Source organism: Pseudaminobacter soli (ex Li et al. 2025), from assembly GCF_003012705.1.
Lineage (GTDB): Bacteria > Pseudomonadota > Alphaproteobacteria > Rhizobiales > Rhizobiaceae > Pseudaminobacter > Pseudaminobacter soli.
The window spans coordinates 368,856-392,430 of record NZ_PXYL01000003.1 but is presented as its reverse complement, the minus strand read 5'-3'; the positions used below and the strand labels follow the sequence as shown (position 1 = coordinate 392,430).

21 protein-coding genes are annotated in these 23,575 nt (G+C 63.3%); 11 read left to right on the top strand and 10 right to left on the bottom strand.

What is annotated here, in order from left to right:
- Positions 1-2 precede the first annotated feature (2 nt).
- On the top strand, positions 3-1,118 hold the full coding sequence (locus C7I85_RS08065; protein WP_106723440.1) for an ABC transporter ATP-binding protein: 1,116 nt from the start codon (positions 3-5) through the stop codon (positions 1,116-1,118).
- Between the two features lie 110 nt (positions 1,119-1,228).
- Here C7I85_RS08065 and pncB read toward each other — a convergent pair whose 3' ends face one another.
- The 4 genes from pncB to pncA all read right to left on the bottom strand — a co-directional run bounded on the left by pncB (position 1,229) and on the right by pncA (position 6,583).
- Positions 1,229-2,533: a nicotinate phosphoribosyltransferase gene (gene pncB, locus C7I85_RS08060; protein WP_106723439.1), complete on the bottom strand. Its 1,305-nt coding sequence runs from the start codon at positions 2,531-2,533 to the stop codon at positions 1,229-1,231.
- Between the two features lie 156 nt (positions 2,534-2,689).
- Positions 2,690-4,093: an MATE family efflux transporter gene (locus tag C7I85_RS08055; RefSeq protein ID WP_106723438.1), complete on the bottom strand. Its 1,404-nt coding sequence runs from the start codon at positions 4,091-4,093 to the stop codon at positions 2,690-2,692.
- Positions 4,094-4,288: 195 nt separating this feature from the next.
- Entirely contained in the window at positions 4,289-5,869 is a 1,581-nt protein-coding gene (locus C7I85_RS08050; RefSeq protein ID WP_210203029.1) for an FGGY-family carbohydrate kinase, read from the bottom strand.
- Between the two features lie 114 nt (positions 5,870-5,983).
- The gene (pncA, locus tag C7I85_RS08045) at positions 5,984-6,583 is read right to left on the bottom strand and encodes a bifunctional nicotinamidase/pyrazinamidase (RefSeq protein WP_106723437.1); all 600 of its coding nucleotides are present in this window, start codon (positions 6,581-6,583) and stop codon (positions 5,984-5,986) included.
- 362 nt (positions 6,584-6,945) lie between these two features.
- Here pncA and C7I85_RS08040 point away from each other — a divergent pair, with 362 nt between their 5' ends.
- From C7I85_RS08040 to mgrA, 5 genes are all read left to right on the top strand, one after another.
- On the top strand, positions 6,946-7,773 hold the full coding sequence (locus C7I85_RS08040; protein ID WP_106723436.1) for a ferredoxin--NADP reductase: 828 nt from the start codon (positions 6,946-6,948) through the stop codon (positions 7,771-7,773).
- A 173-nt stretch (positions 7,774-7,946) separates the two neighbouring features.
- Positions 7,947-8,378 (top strand): Fur family transcriptional regulator, encoded by a 432-nt coding sequence (locus C7I85_RS08035; protein ID WP_106723435.1) that lies wholly within the window; start codon positions 7,947-7,949, stop codon positions 8,376-8,378.
- 158 nt (positions 8,379-8,536) lie between these two features.
- Entirely contained in the window at positions 8,537-9,958 is a 1,422-nt protein-coding gene (gene gndA / locus C7I85_RS08030; RefSeq protein WP_106723434.1) for an NADP-dependent phosphogluconate dehydrogenase, read from the top strand.
- Positions 9,959-9,997: 39 nt separating this feature from the next.
- A complete protein-coding gene (locus C7I85_RS08025) occupies positions 9,998-10,744 on the top strand; it encodes a sugar phosphate isomerase/epimerase family protein (protein ID WP_106723433.1) in 747 nt (248 codons plus the stop codon).
- A 209-nt stretch (positions 10,745-10,953) separates the two neighbouring features.
- A complete protein-coding gene (mgrA, locus tag C7I85_RS08020) occupies positions 10,954-11,982 on the top strand; it encodes an L-glyceraldehyde 3-phosphate reductase (protein ID WP_106723432.1) in 1,029 nt (342 codons plus the stop codon).
- 70 nt (positions 11,983-12,052) lie between these two features.
- Here mgrA and C7I85_RS08015 read toward each other — a convergent pair whose 3' ends face one another.
- Positions 12,053-13,645, bottom strand: a complete 1,593-nt coding sequence (locus C7I85_RS08015) for a peptide chain release factor 3 (RefSeq protein WP_106723431.1) — start codon at positions 13,643-13,645, stop codon at positions 12,053-12,055.
- 173 nt (positions 13,646-13,818) lie between these two features.
- On the opposite strand from C7I85_RS08015, the gene C7I85_RS08010 reads away from it, so the two are divergent.
- Positions 13,819-14,550, top strand: a complete 732-nt coding sequence (locus C7I85_RS08010) for a class I SAM-dependent methyltransferase (protein ID WP_106723430.1) — start codon at positions 13,819-13,821, stop codon at positions 14,548-14,550.
- Positions 14,551-14,607: 57 nt separating this feature from the next.
- Here the strand turns inward: C7I85_RS08010 and C7I85_RS08005 are convergent, their stop codons facing one another.
- A complete protein-coding gene (locus C7I85_RS08005) occupies positions 14,608-14,802 on the bottom strand; it encodes a DUF2283 domain-containing protein (protein ID WP_106723429.1) in 195 nt (64 codons plus the stop codon).
- Positions 14,799-15,062 (bottom strand): DUF4258 domain-containing protein, encoded by a 264-nt coding sequence (locus C7I85_RS32240; protein ID WP_106723428.1) that lies wholly within the window; start codon positions 15,060-15,062, stop codon positions 14,799-14,801. The genes C7I85_RS08005 and C7I85_RS32240 overlap by 4 nt, the downstream gene beginning before the upstream one ends.
- Before the next feature lie 289 nt (positions 15,063-15,351).
- On the opposite strand from C7I85_RS32240, the gene dut reads away from it, so the two are divergent.
- From dut to C7I85_RS07985, 3 genes are all read left to right on the top strand, one after another.
- Positions 15,352-15,825 (top strand): dUTP diphosphatase, encoded by a 474-nt coding sequence (gene dut / locus C7I85_RS07995; RefSeq protein WP_106723427.1) that lies wholly within the window; start codon positions 15,352-15,354, stop codon positions 15,823-15,825.
- Complete coding sequence (locus tag C7I85_RS07990) at positions 15,822-16,481, top strand: HAD family hydrolase (protein WP_106723426.1); 660 nt, start codon at positions 15,822-15,824, stop codon at positions 16,479-16,481. Before dut ends, C7I85_RS07990 begins: the two co-directional genes overlap by 4 nt.
- Positions 16,482-16,550: 69 nt before the next feature.
- Positions 16,551-17,354, top strand: coding sequence for an isocitrate lyase/PEP mutase family protein (locus C7I85_RS07985; RefSeq protein ID WP_106723425.1), 804 nt, complete (start codon positions 16,551-16,553; stop codon positions 17,352-17,354).
- Positions 17,355-17,357: 3 nt separating this feature from the next.
- Here the strand turns inward: C7I85_RS07985 and C7I85_RS07980 are convergent, their stop codons facing one another.
- The gene (locus tag C7I85_RS07980; RefSeq protein WP_106723424.1) at positions 17,358-18,098 is read right to left on the bottom strand and encodes a sulfate transporter family protein; all 741 of its coding nucleotides are present in this window, start codon (positions 18,096-18,098) and stop codon (positions 17,358-17,360) included.
- 167 nt (positions 18,099-18,265) lie between these two features.
- Between C7I85_RS07980 and C7I85_RS07975 the strand changes: the two genes are divergently transcribed.
- Positions 18,266-19,258, top strand: a complete 993-nt coding sequence (locus C7I85_RS07975) for an adenosine kinase (RefSeq protein WP_106723423.1) — start codon at positions 18,266-18,268, stop codon at positions 19,256-19,258.
- A 721-nt stretch (positions 19,259-19,979) separates the two neighbouring features.
- Here the strand turns inward: C7I85_RS07975 and C7I85_RS07965 are convergent.
- Together C7I85_RS07965 and C7I85_RS07960 are read right to left on the bottom strand one after the other, a co-directional pair.
- The gene (locus tag C7I85_RS07965; protein ID WP_106723421.1) at positions 19,980-21,107 is read right to left on the bottom strand and encodes a hypothetical protein; all 1,128 of its coding nucleotides are present in this window, start codon (positions 21,105-21,107) and stop codon (positions 19,980-19,982) included.
- Between the two features lie 95 nt (positions 21,108-21,202).
- On the bottom strand, positions 21,203-23,488 hold the full coding sequence (locus tag C7I85_RS07960; RefSeq protein WP_106723420.1) for an NADP-dependent malic enzyme: 2,286 nt from the start codon (positions 23,486-23,488) through the stop codon (positions 21,203-21,205).
- Positions 23,489-23,575 lie beyond the last annotated feature (87 nt).

Below are 23,575 nucleotides of genomic sequence, written 5' to 3'. Positions count from 1 at the left end.
TCGTGGCCGATCTCACGCTGAGGAACGTCAAGAAGGCGTATGGCAACCTCAACATCCTTCACGGCATCGACCTCGACATCAAATCGGGCGAGTTCATCGTCTTCGTCGGACCTTCGGGTTGCGGAAAGTCGACGCTTTTGCGCACCATCGCCGGGCTCGAGGACATCACCGGCGGCACCCTGCAGATCGCCGGCGAGACGGTGAACGACGTGCCGCCCTCCAAGCGCGGCATCGCCATGGTGTTCCAGTCCTATGCGCTCTATCCGCACATGACGGTCTACGACAACATGGCCTTCGGCATGAAGATCGCGCGCGAAAGCAAGGCCGAGATCGACCGCCGCGTGCGCCAGGCAGCCGAAATCCTGCAGCTGACGAAATATCTCGAGCGCCTGCCCAAGGCGCTGTCCGGCGGCCAGCGCCAGCGCGTCGCCATCGGTCGCGCCATCGTGCGCAACCCCAAAGTCTTCCTGTTCGACGAGCCTCTGTCCAACCTCGATGCGGCACTGCGCGTTGCAACCCGCATCGAGATCGCCAAGCTCAAGGAAAGCATGCCCAACACGACGATGATCTACGTCACCCACGACCAGGTCGAGGCGATGACGTTGGCGGACCGGATCGTCGTCCTCAAGGACGGGCGCGTCGAACAGGTCGGTACACCCATGGAGCTCTATCGCCACCCCGGCAATCTGTTCGTGGCGCAGTTCATAGGCTCCCCGGCAATGAATATCTTGCCGGCGAAAATCGAACAGGCGGGGCCGAGAACGACGGTTTCGCATGTCGGTGACCGCAAGGTCGAGGTTCCGATTGCCACGCTGGCCGGCACGGCGGGCGCGAAGATCAGCTTCGGCGTGCGCCCGGAAGACCTCTACATCGCCAATGGCGGCGACTTCCTGTTCGAAGGCGTGGTCGACTATGTCGAGCAGCTCGGCGAGGTCCAGCTCGTCTATCTGGAACTCGGCCACACCGGCCAGCCGCTGGTGGCGAAGTTGCCCGGCAATGCCATGGTCAAGCGCGGCACCGTCCTGCGCCTGACGGCCGATGCGGACAATTTGCACATCTTCAACGAAAGCGGCAGTTCCTTCGCCCGCAACGGCGCGGCAGCCGCGGTAGCAGCTTGAAGCCAGATCGGCATCCGCTTCCGTTTACAACAGCGCCGCCTGTGTAAACGGAAGCGGACTATTGCTAACGAGGGGTCCCCGCGCACTGGGCGGTCGGATTCCGAAGCGGCTCACACCTTGACGAGGTGTTCGACGCGGTCCTTTTCGCCGAAGATGCCCAGGTAGCGCTTCATCTCCTCGGGATCGCCCGTCGCCTTGGCGGGGTTGTCAGAGAGTTTTACCGCCTCGCGGCCGTTCACCTTGGTGACCTTGGCGACCAGCGAGATCGCGTTGAGGCCCTGTGTCTCCATCGGCGCACAACCCTCGAAGTCGTTGGTCAGGTTGGTGCCCCAGCCGAAGGACACGCGCACCTTGCCACGGAAGTGGTGATACGCCTCTTCGATCGTGTCGACCTCCATGCCGTCGGAGAAGATAAGAAGCTTGTTGCGCGGGTCGACGCCCTTTTCGCGCCACCAGGCCATGATCTTTTCGCCCGCCTCGATCGCTGGAGCGCTGTCGGGCCTGAAGCCGGTCCAGTCGGCCACCCAGTCGGGTGCCTTGCTCAGGAACGCGCTGGTGCCGAACGTGTCCGGCAGGACGATCAGCAAATTGCCGCCATAGTAGCGCTGCCATTCCTGCAGGACCCTGTAGGGCGCCTGGCGCACGTCGCGGTCGTTGTTTGCCAAAGCCGCCAGCACCATCGGCAGTTCATGCGCGTTTGTGCCGAGCGCCTCGAGGTCGGTGTCCATGGCCAAAAGCACGTTGGAAGTGCCGGTGAACGCTTCGCCGATGCCCTCTTTCAGCGCCTCGACGCACCAGCGCTGCCACATGAACGAGTGGCGGCGGCGCGTGCCGAAATCGGAAACCTTTAGGCCCGGCAGTTGGCGCAGCCGTTCCGTCTTGGCCCACAGCTTGGCCTTGGCGCGCGCATAGAGCACGTCGAGCGCGAAGGGGCCGAAGGGGCGCATGGCCGAGCGCGAGCGCAATTCGTTGATGATGGCGAGCGCGGGGATTTCCCACAGCGTGGTGTACATCCAGGGCCCGTGGAACTCGAGCTCATACTGCCCGTCGCGCTTGGTGAGCTCGTATTCGGGAAGCTGGAAATCCTCCAGCCAGGCCAGGAACTCGGGCTCGAAGATCTGCTTGCGGCCATAGAAGGTGTTGCCGCCCAGCCAGATCATCTCCTTCTTGGTGAAGCGCAGCGTACGCGCATAGTCCAGCTGCTCGCGCAGCTCCTGCTCGTCGATCTCGTCGGCCAGCCTGACCGAGGTGGTGCGGTTGATCAGCGAAAACGTGACGTCGACATCGGGATACATGCCCCAGATCATCTGCAGCATGAGCAGCTTGTAGAAGTCGGTATCAAGCAGGCTGCGAACGATCGGGTCCAACTTCCAGGTATGGTTGTAGACGCGTCGCGCAATATCCGTCTTGGTCATTCACAAGAGCCTTTCGAGCCTCTTTTCGCTTGTCCGACAGCCTCTTAACATCGAAACGGCTAACTTGCCTCATCAATGCGCCGCTGGACCGACAAAAATTCCCCAGCGGCAAGACGGTTGCGTCCCTGACAGCCGGCGAGCACGGAAAGTGCCAGATCAGGCAGTGCCCGCCCTTGCCAGATCCAGCCTGTCGCGGCGCAGCCAGCGCGAGAGCAGCAGCACCGCGACCACCGCCAGCCCGGTGGACAGGCCGATCCAGATGCCGACGCCATTCATGCCGAAGGGGAATGCCAAAAGCAGGCCGAGCGGCAAGCCGATGCCCCAGTAACCGACAGCCGCATATATCATCGGGATCTTGGTGTCGTGCAGCCCGCGCAGCATGCCGGCGGCCACGGCCTGGGCGCCGTCGACGATCTGGAACAGGCCGGCAAAGACCAGGAACGATACCGCCAGACCAATCACGGTGGTATTGATCGGATCGGCGAGGTCGATGAAAGCGCCGATCAGCATCCGCGGCCAGCAAATCATCAATAGCGCCGCCAGCGCCATGAAGCTGACGCCCAGCACGAAGGCAGTCCACCCCGCGCGGCTGATGCCTTCCTTGTCGCGCGCCCCATGGGAAAGGCCGACGCGCACGGTCACCGCCTGGCTGAGACCCAGCGGAATCATGAAGCTGATCGAGGCGATCTGCATGGCGATCGCATGTGCCGCCAGCGAAGCGGCGCCGATCATGCCCATGAACATTGCCGCCGCGTTGAAGATGGTGACCTCGAAAGCCATGATGCCGGCAATCGGCAGGCCGAGCTTGAGGAGGCCGAAGAAGCGCGGCCAGTCGGGCCGCCAGAAGCGTCCGAACAGCCGGTAGCGCCGGAATTTCGGCTGCACCGTCACCACCGTCGCCAAGCCGACGAACATCAGCAGGCTGGACAGGCTCGTTGCCAGTCCGGAACCGGCAATGCCCATCGGCGAAAAGCCGAGATTGCCGAACATGAAGCACCAGTTGCCCAGCACGTTGAAGCCGACCGCAATGAACACGATGGCCAGCGCCCAGCCAGGCCGCTCCAACGCCGAGATAAAGGAGCGCAGCACGATGTAGCCATAGAAGGGCAGCAAGGCCCATTGCAGCCAGTGCACATAATGACCCGCCAGCCTGGCAAGTTCGGGTTCCTGCCCCATCGCAAGCAGCAGTTTCTCGGCCTGCCAGAGCGCGGCCCAGATCGGGATGCAAACCAGAACCGCCAGCCACAGCCCCTGGCGCACCGTGCGGCGAATGTCGCGCACCGAATGACGCTTGCGGCCAAGCTCGGTCGCGATCATCGGCGAGGTCGCCAGGATCAGGCCGAGCCCGAAGATCAGCGGCGCGAAATAGAGGCTCGAGCCCAGCGCGCCGGCAGCGAGCGTGTCGGGGCCAAGCCGCCCCATCATCATCACGTCGGTCGCAGTCATGGCTGTCTGGCCGAGATTGGTCAGCACCATCGGCCAGGCCAAAGCCAGCATCGCCCGAAATTCGAGGCGCCAAGGACTTACCGGCGCGCGGACGCCGGCTTCATTCGCAGACATGTTTCCTAACTTTCAGGATCGGGCGGCGACAATGGCGCACCGCCGATCTCGTTCTTGGCGGAAAAACGGAATGGTCTTTCCGAATCTTTTGCGCTTTTTGAACCAAAGCCTCGCGTGAAACAAGTCTTCACCTTGGCCAATGGTTGAGCCAGAGACGACACTGCCGACAGATACTGTCGGCATTCTCTGAAAATTCTACAGCGCTTCGAGCACCTGCCGCTGGCGGTGCATTTCGAGAAAAACGCGATAGTCACGATCGAAGCTGGCGCGCCTGACCGGATTGGGACGGCGCGCGCGTCCGGTCTGCTGCATGCCTGTGCAGGCGGCCGCCAGCGAGGGGTAAAGGCCCGCCGCGCGCGCGGCCACCATGCCGGTGCCGAGCAGCACCGCATCGTCGACGACCGGCTCGACGACGGTGCACCCGGTGGCGTCGGCGTAAAGCTCCATCAGAAGCGGGTTTTTGGTGTGGCCGCCGGTGACGTGCAGCGTGTCGATGACATAGCCGCTGTCGTTCAGCGTCTCGAGGATGTGGCGCATGCCGAGCGCGATGCCGACGGCCGTCCGCCAATAGAGCCGACACAGGCTGTCGAAGGTGGCATCGAGCGTCAGCCCCGAAATGACGCCGACCGCGTGCGGATCGGCCCGCGGCGAACGGTTGCCGTGGAAATCGGGCAGCACATGCAGCCGTGATGCAAAGGCTTCGCCTTCCGTCGCACGCAGTTCCGCCACACGCTCGGCGATGCGGCGGTGTGCGGCCGCATCCGGCTCACCGCCTGCGCCGTGCCAGCGGATTATGTGATCGAGCAAGGCGCCCGTGGCGGACTGGCCGCCCTCGCTCATCCAGCAATCTGCAAGGGTGGCTCCGAAATAGGGTCCCCAGCCGCCGACGAAGTGGCGCGGTTCCAGCGACATCGCCATGACGCAGCTGGACGTGCCAGCGATCAGGGCCAGATGCCGCTCGATGCCAGCGAGATCGCCGACGAAGCCGCCCAGCACGCCCAGCGCGCCGGCATAGGCATCGATCAGTCCCGTACCGACGCGGCAGGCGGTGGTGAGGCCGAGCGCTGCCGCCGCCTCCGGCAAGAGCGGCCCGAGATCGGTCCCGACCGGGCTTGCGCGCTGCGGCAGGTTTCCGCGCTGCAGGAGATCGCCGAGCGCTACCTTATTGAGGAAATCCATCTGCCAGCCCGACGCTTCATGCGCCAGATAGGTCCATTTGCAGGTAAGCGTGCATTGCGAGCGGGCGAGCGAGCCCGAAGCCTTCCAGGCTAGGAAATCGGCCAGGTCGAAGAAATAGCCGGTTTTAGGCCATTGCCCCGGCAGATGGCGCTTCAGCCACATCAGCTTGGGGATCTGCATCTCCGGCGACATCACGCCGCCGACATGGTCGAGCACGCGGTGCCCGGACGCGGTGCATTCGCCAGCCTCGGCGATGGCGCGATGGTCGAGCCAGACCACCGTGTCCCACCGATCCTCGCCGCTGGTCGAAACCGATAGCTGCTTGCCTTCGACATCGCGCATCACCAGAGAACAGGTGGCGTCGAAGGCGATGCCCGCTATGTCCTCGGCCGCCACGCCGGCATTTTCGCGGGCGGCACGCACGGCGGCACAGACTGCACGCCAGACGTCCTCCGAATCATGCTCGGCATGGCCGGGCTTGGGCTGATGCATGGCGATGCGGTGGTCCGCGCGACCGAGCAGGTTTCCGGATGCATCGAGAATGCCGGCGCGGGCGCTGCCGGTGCCGACATCGACGGCACAGACATAGCCTCCCATCAGCGGGCCTTCTTCATGGCTGTCCGGCCTAGCGGCCATGTCGGGCGAAGCGTCATGCCGGCGAGAATAACGACCGGCGGATTGCACGCAAGGGCTGCAGCGGCGAGCCCGCCGTCACGCGAGCTTGACGCCGGCCTCCCGCATCTTGCCCAGCATCGTTTCCAGCGAGCCGCCGAGATCGATGGCGCGGCAGGCATCGAGCCGCACCGTCGTGTCAAAGCCAAGCTTCACCGCGTCCAACGCCGAATAGGCGACACAGAAATCGGTGGCGAGGCCGACCAGCGTGATCTTGCCGATGCCGCGCTCCTTCAGATAGCCGGCAAGGCCGGTGGGCGTCGTGCGGTCGTTCTCATGGAAAGCCGAGTAGCTGTCGATACCGGCGCGAAACCCCTTGCGCACAACGAGCTCGGCCTTGGTCCATTTCAGCGCCGGATGGAACGCCGCCCCGCCCGATCCCTGGATGCAGTGATCCGGCCACAAGGTCTGGGTGCCATAGGGCATCTCGACGGTCTCGAAGGGCTGCTTGCCGGGATGTTTTGAAGCGAAGCTGGAGTGGTCAGCCGGGTGCCAGTCCTGCGTCAGGATCACATGGTCGAAGCGTCCGACCATCTCATTGATCAGCGGCACGATCTTGTCGCCTTCGGCCACTGCCAGGTTGCCGCCCGGGCAAAAGTCGTTTTGTACGTCGATGACGATCAGTGCTTCTTCGCTCATGCCATTTCCACCCGAACCAGAGCGCCGAAACTCGGCCAGAAGGGGTCGCTCGTCAACTGGCCTGCTGCTGAAAAAGCGACGCCAAATTCCGACGTCCAGGCGGTCCGGGTAACGCTCATTTAGCCGATGCGCCGGATCTTTGCTGGTGTCGCCCGAAAACCGGAAAGTGGGACCAAGGATCGCAGGGACTTTGGAAGGCTGTTCCATGCGGGCGCCTTGACCCCGATCTGCTTCGCATACTAATAAATCCGCCGCACGACAGTCTACCGTTTCGGAATTTGCGGCAGCTCGCTTGGACGCCATCGTCCGGCTTCGCCAGGGGTGAAGTTTTTGCGCCGCTTCTGGTGAAAGGCCGGATTTTCATGAACACCACAGCAGCCCTCAACACTGCCGAGGCCAAGCCGCTTGCTTTCCCCATTCCGGCCAATGTCCATGCCGAAACCGTGGTTTCGGTGAAGCATTATACCGACCGCCTGTTTTCGTTCCGCGTCACCCGGCCGCAGTCGCTGCGCTTCCGCTCGGGCGAGTTCGTGATGATCGGCCTGCCCAATGCCGAGAAGCCGGTCTTCCGCGCCTATTCCGTCGCCAGCCCCGCCTGGGACGAGGAGCTGGAATTCTTCTCCATCAAGGTGCCGGACGGTCCGCTGACCCAGCATCTGCAGAAGATCCAGCCGGGCGACACGATCCTGCTGCGCCCGAAGGCGACCGGCACGCTGGTGCTCGACGCGCTGACCCCGGCCAAGCGGGTGTTCATGATCTCGACCGGCACCGGCATTGCGCCCTTCGCCAGCCTGCTGCGCGACCCCGACACCTATGAGAAGTTCGAGCAGGTCTATCTCACCCATACCTGCCGCGACGTGGCCGAGCTGACCTACGGCAAGGAGCTGGTGGCGGCACTGGCTGAAGACCCGCTGATCGGCGAGCTGACCCATGGCCGCGTGACGCTCTATTCGACCACCACGCGCGAAGAGTCGACCTATATGGGCCGCATCACCGCGCTGATCGGCTCGGGCAAGTTCTACAGCGACCTCGGCATCGAAAAGCTCAATCCCGAGACCGACCGCATCATGATCTGCGGCTCGATGCACATGCTGAAGGACGTCAAGGAACTGGCCGAAAGCCTGGGCTTCGAGGAAGGCTCGCTTAGCCATCCGAACAGCTTCGTGGTCGAGCGCGCCTTCGTCGGCTGATCTTACCGGCGCATCTCCGACACCACCCGACAGGGCGCTGCGACCGGGCTCGCGGCGTCTCTAAACCCGCACTCTCCCAAGCGCGAAAAAGGTCGCCTTACGGCACCCCAAAATTGGGGTTTGCCTTAGACAATCTTTTGCAACTGAGTGTCATCTGGCGCATATTCAGGGCCATGACAAAGCAGCAGAATCAAAAGCCGGACTACGAGAAGATGCTGCGCAAGGCAGGCGTGCGCATCACGCGGCCGCGCCGCGCGATCGTGGAGATTCTCACGCACTGCGAAGACCATCCGGATGCCCTGGAAATCTTCCGGCGCGCCGCCGAAGTCGATTCCAGCATTTCACTGTCGACGGTCTATCGCACCATGAAGGTACTGGAGGGTCTGGGCGCGATCCATCGCCATGCCTTCGAAGGCGGGCCGTCGCGCTTCGAGCAGGCCGGCGGCGAACATCACGACCATTTGATCGACCTCGACACGGGCGACGTGATCGAGTTCAAGTCCGACCGCATCGAGCATCTGCAGAACGAGATCGCCGAAGCGCTGGGCTACGACATCGTGCATCACCGGCTCGAACTCTACGGTCGCAAGCGCAAGGCCAGCTGAGCGGCACCTTAACGATCTCCGCCGACACCTCGGCATCCGCTGCGCTCGATCACTATTCGGCAATCGCACAGCGACAGGTTGACGCGACCGCGGTGCGGGGCAATCATCTCTCTTTGGGGGGAGATTGGATTTTAGTCACAACTCAGCGGGACATTGTAATGGAAAAAGCCGAAATCGGCCTGATCGGCCTTGGCGTGATGGGCTCCAATCTGGCGCTGAACATAGCCGAAAAGGGCCATCCGGTCGCCGTCTTCAACCGAACCACCTCGCGCACCGGAGAGTTCTTCGAGGCCGCAGGCAATCTGCGCGAGATGATCGTGCCTTGCACGACACTGCAGGACCTGGCGGCATCGATTCGGCCGCCGCGCGCGATCATCATCATGGTGGCGGCCGGCCAGGCCGTCGACGAACAGATCGCGGCGCTGCGCAGCGTGCTTTCGGACGGCGACATCGTCATCGATGCCGGCAACGCCAATTTCCGCGATACGATCCGCCGCTTCTCGGAGCTGAAGGATTCAGGCCTCACCTTCATCGGCATGGGCGTTTCCGGCGGCGAGGAAGGCGCGCGCCATGGTCCCTCGATCATGGTCGGCGGCCCGCGCGACGCCTATGCGCGCGTCGAGAAAGTGCTGACCGACATTTCGGCAAAGTATGAGGGCGAGCCCTGCGCCGCCTGGCTTGGGCCGGACGGTGCCGGCCATTTCGTGAAGACCATCCATAACGGCATCGAATATGCCGACATGCAGATGATCGCCGAAATCTACGGCGTGTTGCGTGACGGGCTCGGTATGCAGCCCAAGGAGATCGGCGCCGTCTTCGACGAATGGAACAAGGGCCGGCTGAACTCCTACCTCATCGAGATCACCGGCAAGGTGCTCGCCGCCGACGATCCGCAGACCGGTAAGCCGATGGTCGACATGATCCTCGACCGCGCCGGCCAGAAGGGCACCGGCAAATGGTCGGCGATCGAGGCCCAGACGCTCGGCGTCTCGGCAACGGCGATCGAAGCGGCGGTTTCGGCACGCATCCTGTCTTCGCTCAAGGACGAGCGGCTGGCGGCCGAAAAGGCCTATGCCATCTCCGACCTGCCGAAATTCTCGGGCGACCGGCAGGCCATCTTGCGCGACCTGGAACTCGCACTGTTCGCCGGCAAGATTGCCGCCTATGCGCAGGGCTTTGCGGTAATGGACGCAGCCTCGAAGCAATTCGACTGGCGGCTGCCAATGCCCACCATCGCCAAGATCTGGCGGGCCGGCTGCATCATTCGCTCGCAGTTCCTCGGCACGCTGGCCGAGGCGTTCCAGCAAAGCGGAACGCTGCCGAACCTTTTGATGGCGCCGGCATTCATCGACATGATGAAGGAAGCGCATCCATCGCTGCGACGCATCCTGGCGCGCGCGGCCGAGGCCGGATTGCCGATGCCGGCAATGTCTTCGGCGCTGGCCTATTTCGACAGCTACCGCCAGGGCCGCGGCACATCCAATCTGATCCAGGCGCAGCGTGATTTCTTCGGTGCGCATGGTTTCGAGCGCATCGATGCCAAGGGAGCCTTCCACGGCCCGTGGGGCGACAGCGGCTGAAGGATCAACCACGAAGCGGGCGCCAGGTTGGAGGAGTTCATGGATTGGTCTTTCCAGCTCTACAGCGCCCGCAACTTCCAGCCTTGGCCGAACGTGCTGCAGACGCTCGCCCGGCTGGGCTACCGGCAGATCGAAGGCTATGGCGGGGTCTATGACGATCCCGCCGGCATGCGCGCCGAGCTCGACCGCAACGGCCTTTCCATGCCGAGCGGACATTTTCCCATCGACATGCTCGAGCGCGACTTTGCCAGTGTCGAGCGCATCGCCAGAACGCTCGGCATCGATCTCTTGATCTGCCCCTATCTCGAGGCGCGCGACAGGCCCTATGACGCGGCCAGCTGGCGTGAGTTCAGCAGGCGCCTTGCCAGTATCGGCAACACCGCCACCGGGGCCGGTTTCCACCTCGGCTGGCACAATCACGACTTCGAATTCATACCGCTTTCGGACGGCTCGGTGCCGCTGGCGCATGTTCTCGACGCGGCGCCGAACATCGGCTGGGAAATCGACGTCGCCTGGGTGGTGCGCGCCGGCGCCGACGTGATGGACTGGATCGAGCGTCACGGCGCCCGCATCGTGGCCGTCCATGTCAAGGACATGGCAGCCGCCGGCCATGCGCGGACGGAAGATGGCTGGACCGATGTCGGCTACGGCACCATCAACTGGCCGATGATCATCAAGGGGCTGCGCAACCGCACCCGGGCCCGCTACTACGTGCTCGAGCACGACAATCCGTCCGATTACGAGCGCTTCGCGCGCCGCTCGATCGAGGCGGCGAACAATTTCTGAGACATTTGGCCTGCGGCAAGGCCGCTGGCAGCGCAGAAATTGCACGGCGGGCAGTCGACAACGGCGCCCGCATGGGCCATCGTCGCCCTCGATTTGCCCCCTCATCCGGTCGCTTCGCGATCACCACCCGGAGCCGGGCCACGAGGCCCTCTGTGGGGAGAAGTGGATTGCCGCAGGCCGGGTTTGGGGGTCCGTTTAAAGGAGATTTCATGTCCTATGTTCCCGCCCAAAACCGTTATGAAAACATGCTCTACAACCGCTGCGGGCGTTCCGGCCTGAAGCTGCCGGCGGTTTCGCTCGGCCTGTGGCACAATTTCGGCGACGACGCGCCGCACGAGACCAAGCGCGCCATCTGCCGCACGGCCTTCGACCTCGGCATCACCCATTTTGACCTCGCCAACAATTACGGCCCGCCCCCCGGCTCGGCCGAGATCGCCTTCGGCGAGATCCTGCGCACCGATTTCGCTGGCCTGCGCGATGAGCTGATCATCTCCAGCAAGGCCGGCTACGACATGTGGCCCGGACCTTACGGCGAATGGGGCAGCCGCAAATATGTGCTCGCCAGCCTCGACCAGAGCCTGAAGCGCATGGGCGTCGACTATGTCGACATCTTCTACTCGCACCGCTTCGACCCCGAAACGCCGCTGGAAGAGACCATGATGGCGCTGGACCATGCGGTGCGTTCAGGCAAGGCGCTCTATGTCGGCATCTCGTCCTACAACTCGCAGCGCACGCGCGAGGCCGCGCACATCCTGCGCGAACTCGGCACGCCCTGCCTCATCCACCAGCCGAGCTATTCGATGCTCAACCGCTGGGTGGAAGACGATGGTCTGCTCGACACGCTGGACGGACTCGGCGTCGGCTCGATCGTGTTCTCGCCGCTGGCGCAGGGCATGCTGACGACCAAATATCTGAAGGGCGTGCCCGAGGACAGCCGCGCCGCACAGGGCAAGTCGCTCAAGCAGAACTTCCTCAACGAACGGACGCTGGCCAATATCCGCGCGCTCAACGAGATCGCCGCACGTCGCGGCCAGACGCTCGCGCAGATGGCCATCGCCTGGGTGCTGCGCAAGGGCCGCGTGACCTCGGCGCTGATCGGCGCCAGCCGTCCCGAGCAGGTTACCGACTGCGTCGGCGCGCTGAAGAATCTCGACTTCAGCGATGCGGAACTGGCCGAGATCGATCAGTACGCCCGCGAGGCCGACATCAATCTTTGGGCGCGCTCAGCCGAGCGCTGACATTTGCCCGATCGCCAAAAATGAAAGGCCGGGATCAACCCGGCCTTTTTTTGTTCTTGGCTCTGTCAGCTCAAGCCGCCTTGTCGCGGACCTGATAGTCCTTGATTGCGGCGAAGCGGATCGCCTTCCAGCGCTCGGCCTCGTAGTTCAGCGAGAATTGGTGCTGGGCCAAAAACACCGGATCGTTGTCGAGGTCGCGGGCAATGTCCCCGCGATGGGCTTCGACGAAGCGCTGCAGGTCGGCCTTGTCGTCGGCATCGATCCAGCGGCAGATCGAGAAGCGCGACATCTCGAAATCGACCGGCAGAGTATATTCGACGTTGAGGCGCTCCTTCAGCACGTCGATCTGCAGCGCGCCGACCACGCCGACGATCGCCGGCGAGCCGTCCTCCGGCTGGAAGAGCTGAACCACGCCTTCTTCGGCCATCTGCTGCAGCGCTTCCTTGAGCTTCTTGGCCTTCATGGCATCGCCCAGGCGCACGCGGCGCAGGATTTCCGGCGCGAAGTTCGGCACGCCGCGGAAAAGGATGTCCTCGCCCTCGGTCAACGTGTCGCCGATGCGCAGCGTGCCGTGGTTCGGAATGCCCACCACGTCGCCGGCATAGGCCTCGTCAGCCGTGATGCGCGAGCGGGCGAAAAAGAACTGCGGCGCCGACAGCGACATCGGCTTGCCGGTGCGCACGAGCTTCGCCTTCATGCCACGCTGGAGCGTGCCCGAGCAGACGCGCACGAAAGCGATGCGGTCGCGGTGGTTGGGGTCCATGTTGGCCTGGATCTTGAAGACGAAGGAGGTCATCTTCTCCTCCGTCGCCTCGACCTTGCGCGTATCGGCTTCCTGCGCGCGCGGGGCCGGGCCATAGGCACCCAGCGCCTCGATCAGGTCGCGCACGCCAAAATTGCGCAGCGCCGAGCCGAAATAGACCGGCGTCAGATGGCCCTGGCGGAAGGCCTCGAGGTCGAAAGGCCGGCAGGCCTCGCGCGCCAGTTCAAGCTCCTCGATGAAGGCCGGGCGGTCGTTGTCGGGCAACAGGCCCGCAGCCCAGTTGGAGTCCGGGCCGTGCACCGGCGTGCGCTCTTCTTCCGTGTCACTGCGGCGCACCGCGTTTTCGGCCAGGTGATAGGTGCCGGCAAAGGTCTTGCCCTGGCCGATGGGCCAGGTGATGGGCGCGGTGTCGAGCGCCAGCTTCTGTTCGATCTCGTCGAGGATCTCGTAGGTGTCGCGGGCCTCGCGGTCCATCTTGTTGACGAAGGTGACGATCGGGATGTCGCGCATACGGCAAACTTCGAACAGTTTCAGCGTGCGCGGCTCGATACCCTTGGCGGCGTCGATGACCATGACCGCGCTATCGACCGCGGACAATGTCCGATAAGTATCGTCGGCAAAGTCTTCGTGGCCGGGCGTGTCGAGCAGGTTGAAGACGTTGTCGCCATATTCGAAGGTCATCACCGAGGTGACGACCGAAATGCCGCGCTCGCGCTCGATCTTCATCCAGTCCGAGCGGGTCTGGATGCGGTCCTTCTTCGCTTTCACTTCGCCCGCAAGCTGGATGGCGCCGCCGAACAGCAGGAGTTTTTCGGTCAGCGTGGTCTTGCCGGCGTCCGGGTGGGCAATGATCGCGAAGGTGCGGCGGCGTCCGACCGCCTTGGCTATGTCTTCAGCCATGTCGTGATGATCCTGTTTGATGGGCCGGCTTCTAGCAGGAGGTCGAGCCGCTGTCGAGAAAATGGGACGATCTGGCCCTTGTCGCCCAAGCCTCGTCATATACGTCCGCCACATATAGGCGATATTGCGCAGAATTCTTCACAAGCAGCAGAGCTCAAGCGAGGGACCGGGACGTGACACAGAACATCTACGACAATCCCGATTTCTTCGAGGGCTACAGCCGCCTTGGCCGTTCCGTGCGCGGGCTGGAGGGCGCACCCGAATGGCCGTCGCTGCAGGCGCTGCTGCCTGACCTCGCCGACAAGCGTGTCGTGGACCTCGGCTGCGGTTTCGGCTGGTTTTGTCGCTGGGCGCGCGAAAATCGTGCCGCGCAAGTGCTCGGCCTCGACGTGTCGGAAAACATGCTGGCCCGCGCTCGCGCCGCCACCACCGACGATACCGTGATTTATGAGCGGGCGGATCTCGAGCATCTGGACCTACCGGAGGCGTCGTTCGATCTCGCCTACAGTTCGCTCGCCCTGCACTACATCGTGGACTTGCCTCGGCTGTTGGCGACGGTTCATCGCGCGCTCGTGCCAGGCGGGCAATTCACCTTTTCGATCGAGCATCCCATCCTGATGGCGCCGATGCATCCGGGCTGGAAGGTCGACGCGCAGGGCCGCAAGACGTGGCCGGTGGACAGCTACCAGATGGAAGGCGCGCGTGTGACCAACTGGCTGGCCGAAGGGGTGGTGAAGCAGCACCGCACCCTGGGCACCACGCTCAACCTCTTGATCCGCACCAGCTTCACCATCACCCATGTCGAGGAATGGGGCCCGACCGACGCACAGGTCGCCGCCAATGCGGAATTGGCCGAAGAGCGCGAGCGCCCGATGTTTTTGCTGGTGTCGGCACTGCGCGAGTAGACCGCGACCCGCATCTTACGTCTTTGCGATATGTTCGCGAATTGCTGTTTCTTTGGCTTATGCCGCCTTTGTCAGAACGGTTGGTGGAAGATGCTCGCGCGCGCCGAGCACTTCCATTCCGACGATCCGCCCCTGCACATCATAATCGAGGATAATGCCTGCGGACACTTCCTCGCTTTCCTCGACTGGCTCTGACGAGAAACGGATGTAAGCAGCATTGGCTTCCGCGTCGTACTCAAGTTTTAGCGTCATGTCGGCCTTTTTGCACGGCGATCCAGAAATGCCGAGATTATACGGATTTCATCCGCTGTTTCCACACAGACCACGCGTAAGACGCGGTCGCCTCTTTCATGAATAATACGAAAGCGCCGCTCGACCGCTGAACTGGACGAATCTGCTTCTCGCCAATCCGGCATATGGACGGCATCCTCGATCCAAGCTCTCTCGAGTTGACGCTCATATATGACCGTCTCCGCATGGGCAGTATACTTGATAGGCTTTACCGCTGTCATGTAATCCCACCCGTAGGAATATTATCATAACTCAATTCGATAGCAACATCTTTAGCGAGAATATACTAAGGATTCATCTACCTTAGGTTGATCGCATCGAATCAAACGATGGCGGACTCGCGCAGGTCGAGTCAGGTCCAGTTCCGCCAGCGTGCAGCCATCCATGGGATTCCGCAATCGGAGCGCTAGGGCCTATTCAACAGGGCGACCATTCCACGCCCGCCAAAATCCGTCGCATGCCATGCTTGCGAATTGACGAAAGCCGAGAAGCGGACAATAGATCGCGGCCATGAACACGCCCTCCCAAAATTCCCCCATCGTCGGCGTCGTCCGACTTCCCGAAGCTAAGGGTCTCGACCTGCCCGCTTATGAGACGGCTGGTGCCGCCGGCATGGACCTGCGCGCGGCAGTGCCCGATGATCGTCCGCTTCTCATCCTGCCCGGCCGGCGCGCGCTGGTGCCGACCGGCCTGATCTTCGAAATCCCCGAAGGCTTTGAAGGCCAGGTGCGGCCACGCTCGGGTCTTGCCTTCAGGCACGGCATCACCTGCCTCAACACGCCCGGCACCATCGACAGCGACTATCGCGGCGAGGTGAAGGTGCTGCTGATCAACCACGGCGACGAGGAGTTCTATGTCGAGCGCGGCATGCGCATCGCGCAGATCATCTTCGCCCCGGTCACGCAGGTGAAGCTCGAGGAGCAGAGCCTCGCCAACTCGACAGGACGCGGCGCAGGCGGCTTCGGCTCGACGGGGCACGCATGAAGCAGCCCAAGCTCGTCATCTTCGATTGCGACGGTGTGCTGGTCGACACCGAAAACACCGTCAACAAGGAGCTGTCCGGCTGGCTGCGCAAGGCCGGCATGGATGTCGACTACCAGTATTGCCGTAAGACCTTCTCCGGCCGCAGCATGATTTCGGTGCAGAAGGAGGTCGAGGCACAGGGCTACAGCCTTGGCGAGGATTTCGTCGAGCGCTGGAACGCCGGCCTGCCGGATCTGTTCGCCACCCACGGCGTGGAAGCCATTCCGCATGTGCGCGACTTCATCGAGGCAGTGCGGGCGCGCGACATACCCTATTGCGTCGCCTCCTCGGCGCGGGTCTCCAAGATGCATGTGACGCTCGGCACAACCGGGCTCCTGCCCTATTTCGAGGACGTGCTGTTCAGCGCCAGCATGGTGGGCCGCGCCAAGCCGTTTCCGGATCTCTTCCTGCATGCGGCTGCCACCATGGGCTTCGACCCGGCCGATTGCATCGTCATCGAGGACAGCGTGCCCGGCACGCAGGCTGGCATTTCCGCCGGCATGCGCGTCTTCTCCTACCATGGCGACCCGCACACCAATCGCGACGGCCTGGCAGCCGCAGGCGGCATTCTGTTCGACGACATGCGCGAATTGGCAGGATTGATTCCGCTCGATTAAATCGGGTTTGCGACCCTGCCCGCTCGCCGCTAATATCGCGCCGTTCCATCCTGTTTCGAGGTCGGTGCAATGGATAACGGCGCGGTATTTCGCAAGCTCCATGAGGCGCCTGGCGCCTTTGTCATCCCCAATCCCTGGGACATCGGCACGGCGAAGCTTCTCGCCGCCGCCGGCTTCAAGGCGCTGGCCACGACCAGCGCCGGCTTTGCCTTTTCGCGCGGCCTGCCCGATGGCGGCGTGCCTTTCGAGGTCATGATCGCCCATTGCAAGGAACTGGCCACGGCCACCGAACTGCCGGTTTCGGCCGACCTGGAAAAGGGCAAGGGCGACACCCCCGAAAGTGCGGCCGAAACCATTTTTGCGGCCAGCGCCGCCGGGCTGGCCGGCTGCTCGATCGAGGATTTTTCGGGCGACCCCGATAAGCCGATCTACGATTTTTCCGCCGCAGTCGAGCGCGTGGCGGCAGCCGCCGAGGCTACGCACGCGCTGCGGCGCGGCTTTGTCTTCACCGCGCGCGCCGAGAATTTTTTGCACGGCCGCCCGGATCTCGACGACACCATCAAGCGGCTGCAGGCCTTCGAGAAGGCCGGCGCCGACGTGCTTTATGCGCCGGGCATCAGCGATGTCGAGACGGTGCGAAAAATCTGCTCGGCCGTGTCGAAGCCGGTCAACATTCTGGCGGTGCCGGGCTTCAGCGTCGCTGCCCTTGCCGAAGCCGGCGCAAAACGCATCTCGCTCGGCTCCAAGCTGACGACCTACGCTTTCGGCATGCTGCAGAAGGCTTCGCGCGAGATGCTTGAAGACGGCACCTTCGAATTTTCGCGCGATGGCGTTCCCTTCGGCACGCTTCAGGACATGTTCTCTAGCCGGTGAGCCCTACCCCGCCCGCGCCGCCACACGCTCGGGCCGCGCCGGCGAAAGCTCGCGCGCGGAGACGGCCTTGTGCAGATGCACCATCATGGCGGCGGCGAAGAGCGGCGTCAGAAGGTTGAGCAGCGGCACCGCAAGGAAGGCGGCGATCACCAGACCAGCCATGAACACCGTGCCGGCATATTTGCGCCGCAGCGCCTTGGCCTCCGCTTCAGGCCTGAACCGCATGGCGGCGAACTCGAAGAATTCGCGGCCGAGCAGATAGCCGTTGATCAGGAAAAACGCGCCGATGTTGATGCCCGGCACCAGAAGCAGAAACAGCGCCAAAATGTTGGCGACGATGACCACGCCCAGAAATTTCAGCGTCATGACGATGGCCGGCACGATGGGCAAAGCCCGGCCGGGCGGGTCGGCGGGATAGTCGGTGCGCTCGACCACTTCGGCAATGTCATCCAAGAACAGTCCCGCAACCAGCGCCGTCACCGGCGCGATCAGCAGGGCAAGACCGAGCGCCAGCCCGACGCCGGCGAAGATCGCCGCGATCAGCCCGAGCCAGCCGGCCCAGGCGGGAAAGCCGGGCAGCAGTGCGTCGATCCAGGGCAAGGCAAGCGCGTCGAACAGCTTGTAGAGCCCGAACCACGACGCCACCAGCGCGAGCAGCGTGATGCCCAGCGTTTTCAAAAACACGGCGCGGAATTCGGGCGAGAACAGCCTGCCGGCGGCGGCACGGGCGGCGTCGAATATCATCGGCGGCGTCTCCTTTCACGTCGGGGCCGTTGCCGCCCAGAGATAGGCGGGCGCCGGCGCCCCCGCAAGAATGCGCTTTTGCAGCTTTGCAAAATCTGCCCGAACGGCTAGACCCGCCGGCGGCCTGCGTGCCAAAACCTATCTGCCCGGCTTTTGCGGAGAGCTTCATGAGCCAATACGACGTGCTTTGCATCGGCAATGCCATTGTCGACATCATTGCCCAGTGCGACGACGATTTCCTCGTGGAGAACCGCATCATCAAGGGCGCCATGAACCTGATCGACGCCGAGCGCGCCGAGCTGCTCTACAGCCGCATGGGCCCGGCCATCGAGGCTTCCGGCGGCAGCGCGGGCAACACGGCGGCGGGCGTGGCGAGCTTTGGCGGGCGCGCGGCCTATTTCGGCAAGGTCAGCCAGGACCATCTCGGCGGCATCTTCACCCACGACATCAAGGCGCAGGGCGTGGCCTTCGACACCAGCCCGCTGACCGGCACGCCGCCCACCGCGCGCTCGATGATTTTTGTCACGCCAGACGGCGAGCGCTCGATGAACACCTATCTCGGCGCCTGCGTGGAGCTGGGGCCGCAGGACGTGGAGGCCGACAAGGCGAGCGGCGCCAAGGTCACCTATTTCGAAGGCTATCTCTGGGACCCGCCGCTGGCCAAGGAAGCCATCCGCCTCACCGCCGCGCATGCCCATGCCGCCGGCCGCGAAGTTTCGATGACGCTGTCGGACCCGTTCTGCGTCGACCGCTACCGCGACGAGTTTTTGGACCTCATGCGCTCGGGCACGGTGGACATCGTGTTTGCCAATGAGAGCGAGGCCAAGTCGCTCTACCAGACCGAATCTTTTGAACAGGCGCTGGAGCTGATCCGCAGGGACTGCAAGCTCGCCGCCGTCACCCGCTCGGAGCTCGGCTCGGTCATCGTGCGCGGCGACGAGACGGTTGCCGTCGACGCCATCGAGATCGCCGAGCTGGTCGACACCACCGGCGCGGGCGATCTTTACGCCGCCGGCTTCCTGTTCGGCTACACCGCCGGGCGCAGCCTGGAAGACTGCGGCAAGCTCGGCTCGCTGGCGGCCGGCCTCGTCATCCAGCAGATCGGCCCCCGCCCGCGCCAAAACCTGCGCGAGCAGGCCGAGCAGGCGGGGTTGCTGTAGGGCGTTGACCCGCCCTCGTGGTTCGAGGCTCGCCCTCCGGGCTCACACCTCACCATGAGGGCTACCGTTGGCGCCCGCCCTGCTAACCTTGAGGGCTACCCTTGGCGGCGACGTCCCTCATGTTGAGGTGCCGCGCCAACCTCCCTCATCCTGAGGTGCGAGCGTAGCGAGCCTCGAAGGACGCACCTCATCTTTGCCACGCCCTCAGGGCGAGCCTCGCCCTTCGACAAGCTCAGGGCACGCACCTATTCATTGCCACGCCCGCTTTCGCGTCTGGCCATTTCAAAGAACTGGGAAGACGGGCGGTCGTCGGACACGCTCGTTTAGGTAAATCTTGCGGTCCTTCGACCGCCCGTTCGATGCTCTTGCCTGGGTTTGTTCGCCTCCGCATTCGCGCGGCCAGCCACACCCTGGGCCCGGACTTGGGGGTTCATCACCCAGCAGCGCCACCGTTAGCGCCACCAGCCCGGACATCGTCGCCCTCCACGCTCATCCGGTTCATGACCCGTGTTCCCGGTGAGGCCGATGCGGAGGATTATGCGGGAGGCGAAAAGGTGGGGGAGAAAATCAGAGACGATTTTTTCCATCCCTCAATCTTTTCAAATGGTTGGATTGGGGAGCGGGCTGAGTTTATCCACTTTTTCTTAGTTGCAGGAAAGCGCGCTGGCGTCCAGGAAGGCTACCGCCAGCGCAAACTGTCTACGGCGTGGTGCCGATCCGCCTAGTCCCGAATCCGGCGACGCCGTTTCTCCTTTTGAAGAATTCTTTGGAAGATACCCTCCCAACCTTCGGCATGAACAACGCGGTCGAAACTCACGTCAGTACCTCGCAGCAATTCCAGGCGGGATCGCTGTGACACCTCTTCCCAGTTATCGTACAGAATATAGAGCGCGTTACCGTATTTGATGTTTTCGAACACAACCAAGTCGTCTGCATACTGCGCGCCGACGTAGGAACTCAGCCCGCCACTACCCCTGAGAAATGCTCGCGGCCGAAGGCGGGAAAACAATGCAACTCTGTTCGTAACAATGGCTTCTTCTTCTCGCGATGCTCGCCGTCCTCCTGCCATAGCTCTCACGATCTCAGCTTGGTTTCCTGGAGGGAAAACCTGCCAATCAAGATGAAGGGTGCCAAGATAATCTTCTCGACTCGCACCGCTGCTAAAAACGCCCGCCGCGCCCACGTTCTCCTGCAACAAGTTCAACATGAAGAGCAGTTCCTGATCGAATGCCGGGGTTCCGCGATCAAGCTGATGATCTAGAGCGACGCGGTACGCGCTTGGGTTATCCCCCCCTGCCCCATCGCGAAGCATCTCGATTGTCAGCCGGTACATGCGCGGCTCATGGAACTCGCGCTGAAACACCTCACGATCTTGGTAGTGGAGGTGAGTTCCATACGTTGACGCATCGCCAAAGTTCGGCGTTTCCCAATAGTAGGTCTTTGTGATCATCGGCAGGTCGCGCCGAACAACGTCCCAACCGTGCTGGTTCCGGGTCGAGTACTTCCCCATGTCGAGCGACGGAAGAGAGGTTTGCACCTCACCTTTTTGAGAAGGAAATGCTAGGTGCCGATACGTACTTCTGATTTCCGATGGCCGGATCAGTTTTGTGACAGCCGCCACGACAAGATCAGTCTTAATATCCGCGAGGGATGTCGTAACCGTTTGCGGGATTTTATTGAGGTTTCGCTTCCACTGGACTGCCCTGAATGCCATCATAGCCCCCGTTTTCTCAACGGGAAGTTGCACGCAAACTTTGTTTGCGTCAACCGTTGCACGGTCGGGCTTTTCCTCCCGGTCCCCGACAGTCTCTATCGCTGTTCGAGCGCCAGTATAGAGGGCTGGCGCCATGCCCTCCGCTATGGCTCCGGGCCTTGAAGCGCTTCAATCGACAAATCGTTGTCGATTGATCGGCCCCTCGCAAAAGCTCGGGGCCGACCGCTGCTTCAAGCACCCGCCGTAAACGCCGCGATCGCCGCCATGTTGACGATGTCGGAATCCTTGGCATTGAGCGGCACGATCTGGACCGGCTTGTTGAGGCCGACCAGGAGCGGGCCGATGACCGTGCAGCCGCCGAGTTCCTGCAGCATCTTGGTCGAGATCGAGGCCGAGTGGAACGCCGGCATGACCAGCACATTGGCCGGGCCCGACAGGCGGCAGAAGGGGTATTGCTGCATGAGGCGCGGGTTGAGCGCGACGTCGGCGGCCATTTCGCCGTCATATTCGAAATCGACGCGGCGCTTGTCGAGGATTTTTACCGCTTCCTGGATGCGCTCGGAGCGCTCGCCGGCCGGGTGGCCGAAGGTGGAATAGGCGAGCATGGCGATGCGCGGCTCATAGCCCATGCGGCGCGCGAAGCCGGCGGCTTCCTCGGCGATGTCGGCGATCTGCTCGGCATTCGGCATGTCGTGCACGGCCGTGTCGGCCACCAGCACGGTGCGGCCGCGGCAGAGCGCGATCGACACGCCGATGACGCGGTGGCCGGGCTTTGCGTCGATGGCGCGGCGCACGTCTTCCAGCGCGGTGGAGTAGTTGCGGGTGACGCCCGTGACCATGCCGTCGGCATCGCCCAGCGCCACCATGGCGGCGGCAAAATGGTTGCGGTCGTTGTTGATCAGGCGCTGGCAGTCGCGGAACAAAAAGCCCTTGCGCTGCAGGCGCTCGTAGAGGAAGTCGGCATAGATGGCGTTGCGGCGCGACAGGCGCGCATTGATGATCTCGATGCCGGGCTTGTCGAGGTCGACGCCGGCGTTGCGGGCGTTTTCCTTGATGACGTCGTCGCGGCCGAGCAGGATGGCGGTGCCGAGCTTCTGGTTCACATAGGACACGGCCGCGCGCATCATCTGCTCTTCCTCGCCTTCGGTGAAGACGATGCGCTTGGGCTGGCGGCGCACGCGGTCATAGATGCGCTGCAGCGTTGAGGCGATCGGGTCGCGGCGGGCCGACAGCTCGTTGGCGTATTTGTCGAGGTCGAGGATCGGCCGGCGGGCGACGCCGGTGTCCATCGCGGCTCTCGCGACCGCGACCGGGATGGCCGAGATGAGGCGCGGGTCGAACGGCACCGGGATGATGTAGTTGGGGCCGAATTTCGGCCGGTTGCCCTGGTAGGCGGCGGCGACATCGTCGGGCACGTCCTTGCGGGCGAGGTCGGCCAGCGCGTGGGCGGCGGCGATCTTCATCTCGTCGTTGATGGTGGTGGCGCGAACGTCGAGCGCCCCGCGAAAAATGTAGGGGAAGCCAAGCACGTTGTTGACCTGGTTCGGATAGTCCGAACGGCCGGTGGCCATGATGGCGTCGGTGCGGATCTCGGCGACCTCTTCGGGCGTGATCTCCGGATCGGGATTGGCCATGGCGAAGATGATCGGGTTCTTGGCCATGGACTGGACCATGGTGGTGGTCAGCGCGCCCTTGGCGGAAAGGCCGAAGAACACGTCGGCGCCGTCCATGGCGTCGGCCAGGCTGCGGGCGTCGGTGACCACCGCGTGCGCCGACTTCCACTGGTTCATGCCTTCGGTGCGGCCCTGGTAGACCACGCCCTTGGTGTCGCAGAGGATGATGTTTTCGGGCGCAAAGCCCATCGACTTGATGAGCTCGATGCAGGCGATGCCGGCCGAGCCGGCGCCGTTGCAGACGAGCTTTGTCGTCTTGAGGTCGCGGCCGGTGATTTCGAGCGCGTTGATGAGGCCGGCGGCGGCGATGATTGCCGTGCCGTGCTGGTCGTCGTGGAAGACGGGGATGTCCATGATCTCGCGCAGGCGCTGCTCGATGATGAAGCAGTCGGGCGCCTTGATGTCTTCGAGGTTGATGCCGCCGAAGGAGGGGCCCAGATAGCGCACGCAGTTGATGAATTCGTCGACGTCGGTGGTGTCGACTTCGAGGTCGATGGAATCGACGTCGGCGAAGCGCTTGAACAGCACCGCCTTGCCTTCCATCACCGGCTTGGAGGCCAGCGCGCCGAGATTGCCGAGGCCGAGGATGGCCGTGCCGTTGGATATGACGGCCACCATGTTGCCGCGCGTGGTGTAGTCGAAGGCGCGGCTCGGGTCTTCCGCGATGGCGAGCACCGGCACCGCGACGCCCGGCGAATAGGCGAGCGACAGATCGCGCTGCGTGGCCATTGGCTTGGTGGGGCTGATCTCCAGCTTGCCGGGGCGGCCCATGGCGTGGAACTCCAACGCCTCCTGCGCGCCGACGGAGGGACCTACATTGTCTGATTTCTTGCCGGATGCCATGGTGTCGCGGGGTCCCTTCCCTAGCCCTTTTTTGTGGAGTGTTCGGGATTAAGGCTACACTTCGGCCCTGTAAACCGCCAATCAGGA

Bases quoted from the DNA above. Each gene is read 5' to 3' on its own strand.
- C7I85_RS08015 (WP_106723431.1), bottom strand. From the start codon at position 13,645: ATGGCTGAAGACATAGCCAAGGCGGTCGGACGCCGCCGCACCTTCGCG.
- C7I85_RS08040 (WP_106723436.1), top strand. From the start codon at position 6,946: ATGAACACCACAGCAGCCCTCAACACTGCCGAGGCCAAGCCGCTTGCT.
- mgrA (WP_106723432.1), top strand. From the start codon at position 10,954: ATGTCCTATGTTCCCGCCCAAAACCGTTATGAAAACATGCTCTACAAC.
- C7I85_RS08035 (WP_106723435.1), top strand. From the start codon at position 7,947: ATGACAAAGCAGCAGAATCAAAAGCCGGACTACGAGAAGATGCTGCGC.
- C7I85_RS07980 (WP_106723424.1), bottom strand. From the start codon at position 18,098: ATGATATTCGACGCCGCCCGTGCCGCCGCCGGCAGGCTGTTCTCGCCC.
- C7I85_RS08050 (WP_210203029.1), bottom strand. From the start codon at position 5,869: ATGGGAGGCTATGTCTGTGCCGTCGATGTCGGCACCGGCAGCGCCCGC.
- pncA (WP_106723437.1), bottom strand. From the start codon at position 6,583: ATGAGCGAAGAAGCACTGATCGTCATCGACGTACAAAACGACTTTTGC.
- C7I85_RS07985 (WP_106723425.1), top strand. From the start codon at position 16,551: ATGGATAACGGCGCGGTATTTCGCAAGCTCCATGAGGCGCCTGGCGCC.
- pncB (WP_106723439.1), bottom strand. From the start codon at position 2,533: ATGACCAAGACGGATATTGCGCGACGCGTCTACAACCATACCTGGAAG.
- C7I85_RS32240 (WP_106723428.1), bottom strand. From the start codon at position 15,062: ATGACAGCGGTAAAGCCTATCAAGTATACTGCCCATGCGGAGACGGTC.
- C7I85_RS08055 (WP_106723438.1), bottom strand. From the start codon at position 4,093: ATGTCTGCGAATGAAGCCGGCGTCCGCGCGCCGGTAAGTCCTTGGCGC.
- C7I85_RS08025 (WP_106723433.1), top strand. From the start codon at position 9,998: ATGGATTGGTCTTTCCAGCTCTACAGCGCCCGCAACTTCCAGCCTTGG.
- dut (WP_106723427.1), top strand. From the start codon at position 15,352: ATGAACACGCCCTCCCAAAATTCCCCCATCGTCGGCGTCGTCCGACTT.
- C7I85_RS07965 (WP_106723421.1), bottom strand. From the start codon at position 21,107: ATGGCGCCAGCCCTCTATACTGGCGCTCGAACAGCGATAGAGACTGTC.
- C7I85_RS07975 (WP_106723423.1), top strand. From the start codon at position 18,266: ATGAGCCAATACGACGTGCTTTGCATCGGCAATGCCATTGTCGACATC.
- C7I85_RS07990 (WP_106723426.1), top strand. From the start codon at position 15,822: ATGAAGCAGCCCAAGCTCGTCATCTTCGATTGCGACGGTGTGCTGGTC.
- C7I85_RS07960 (WP_106723420.1), bottom strand. From the start codon at position 23,488: ATGGCATCCGGCAAGAAATCAGACAATGTAGGTCCCTCCGTCGGCGCG.
- C7I85_RS08005 (WP_106723429.1), bottom strand. From the start codon at position 14,802: ATGACGCTAAAACTTGAGTACGACGCGGAAGCCAATGCTGCTTACATC.
- gndA (WP_106723434.1), top strand. From the start codon at position 8,537: ATGGAAAAAGCCGAAATCGGCCTGATCGGCCTTGGCGTGATGGGCTCC.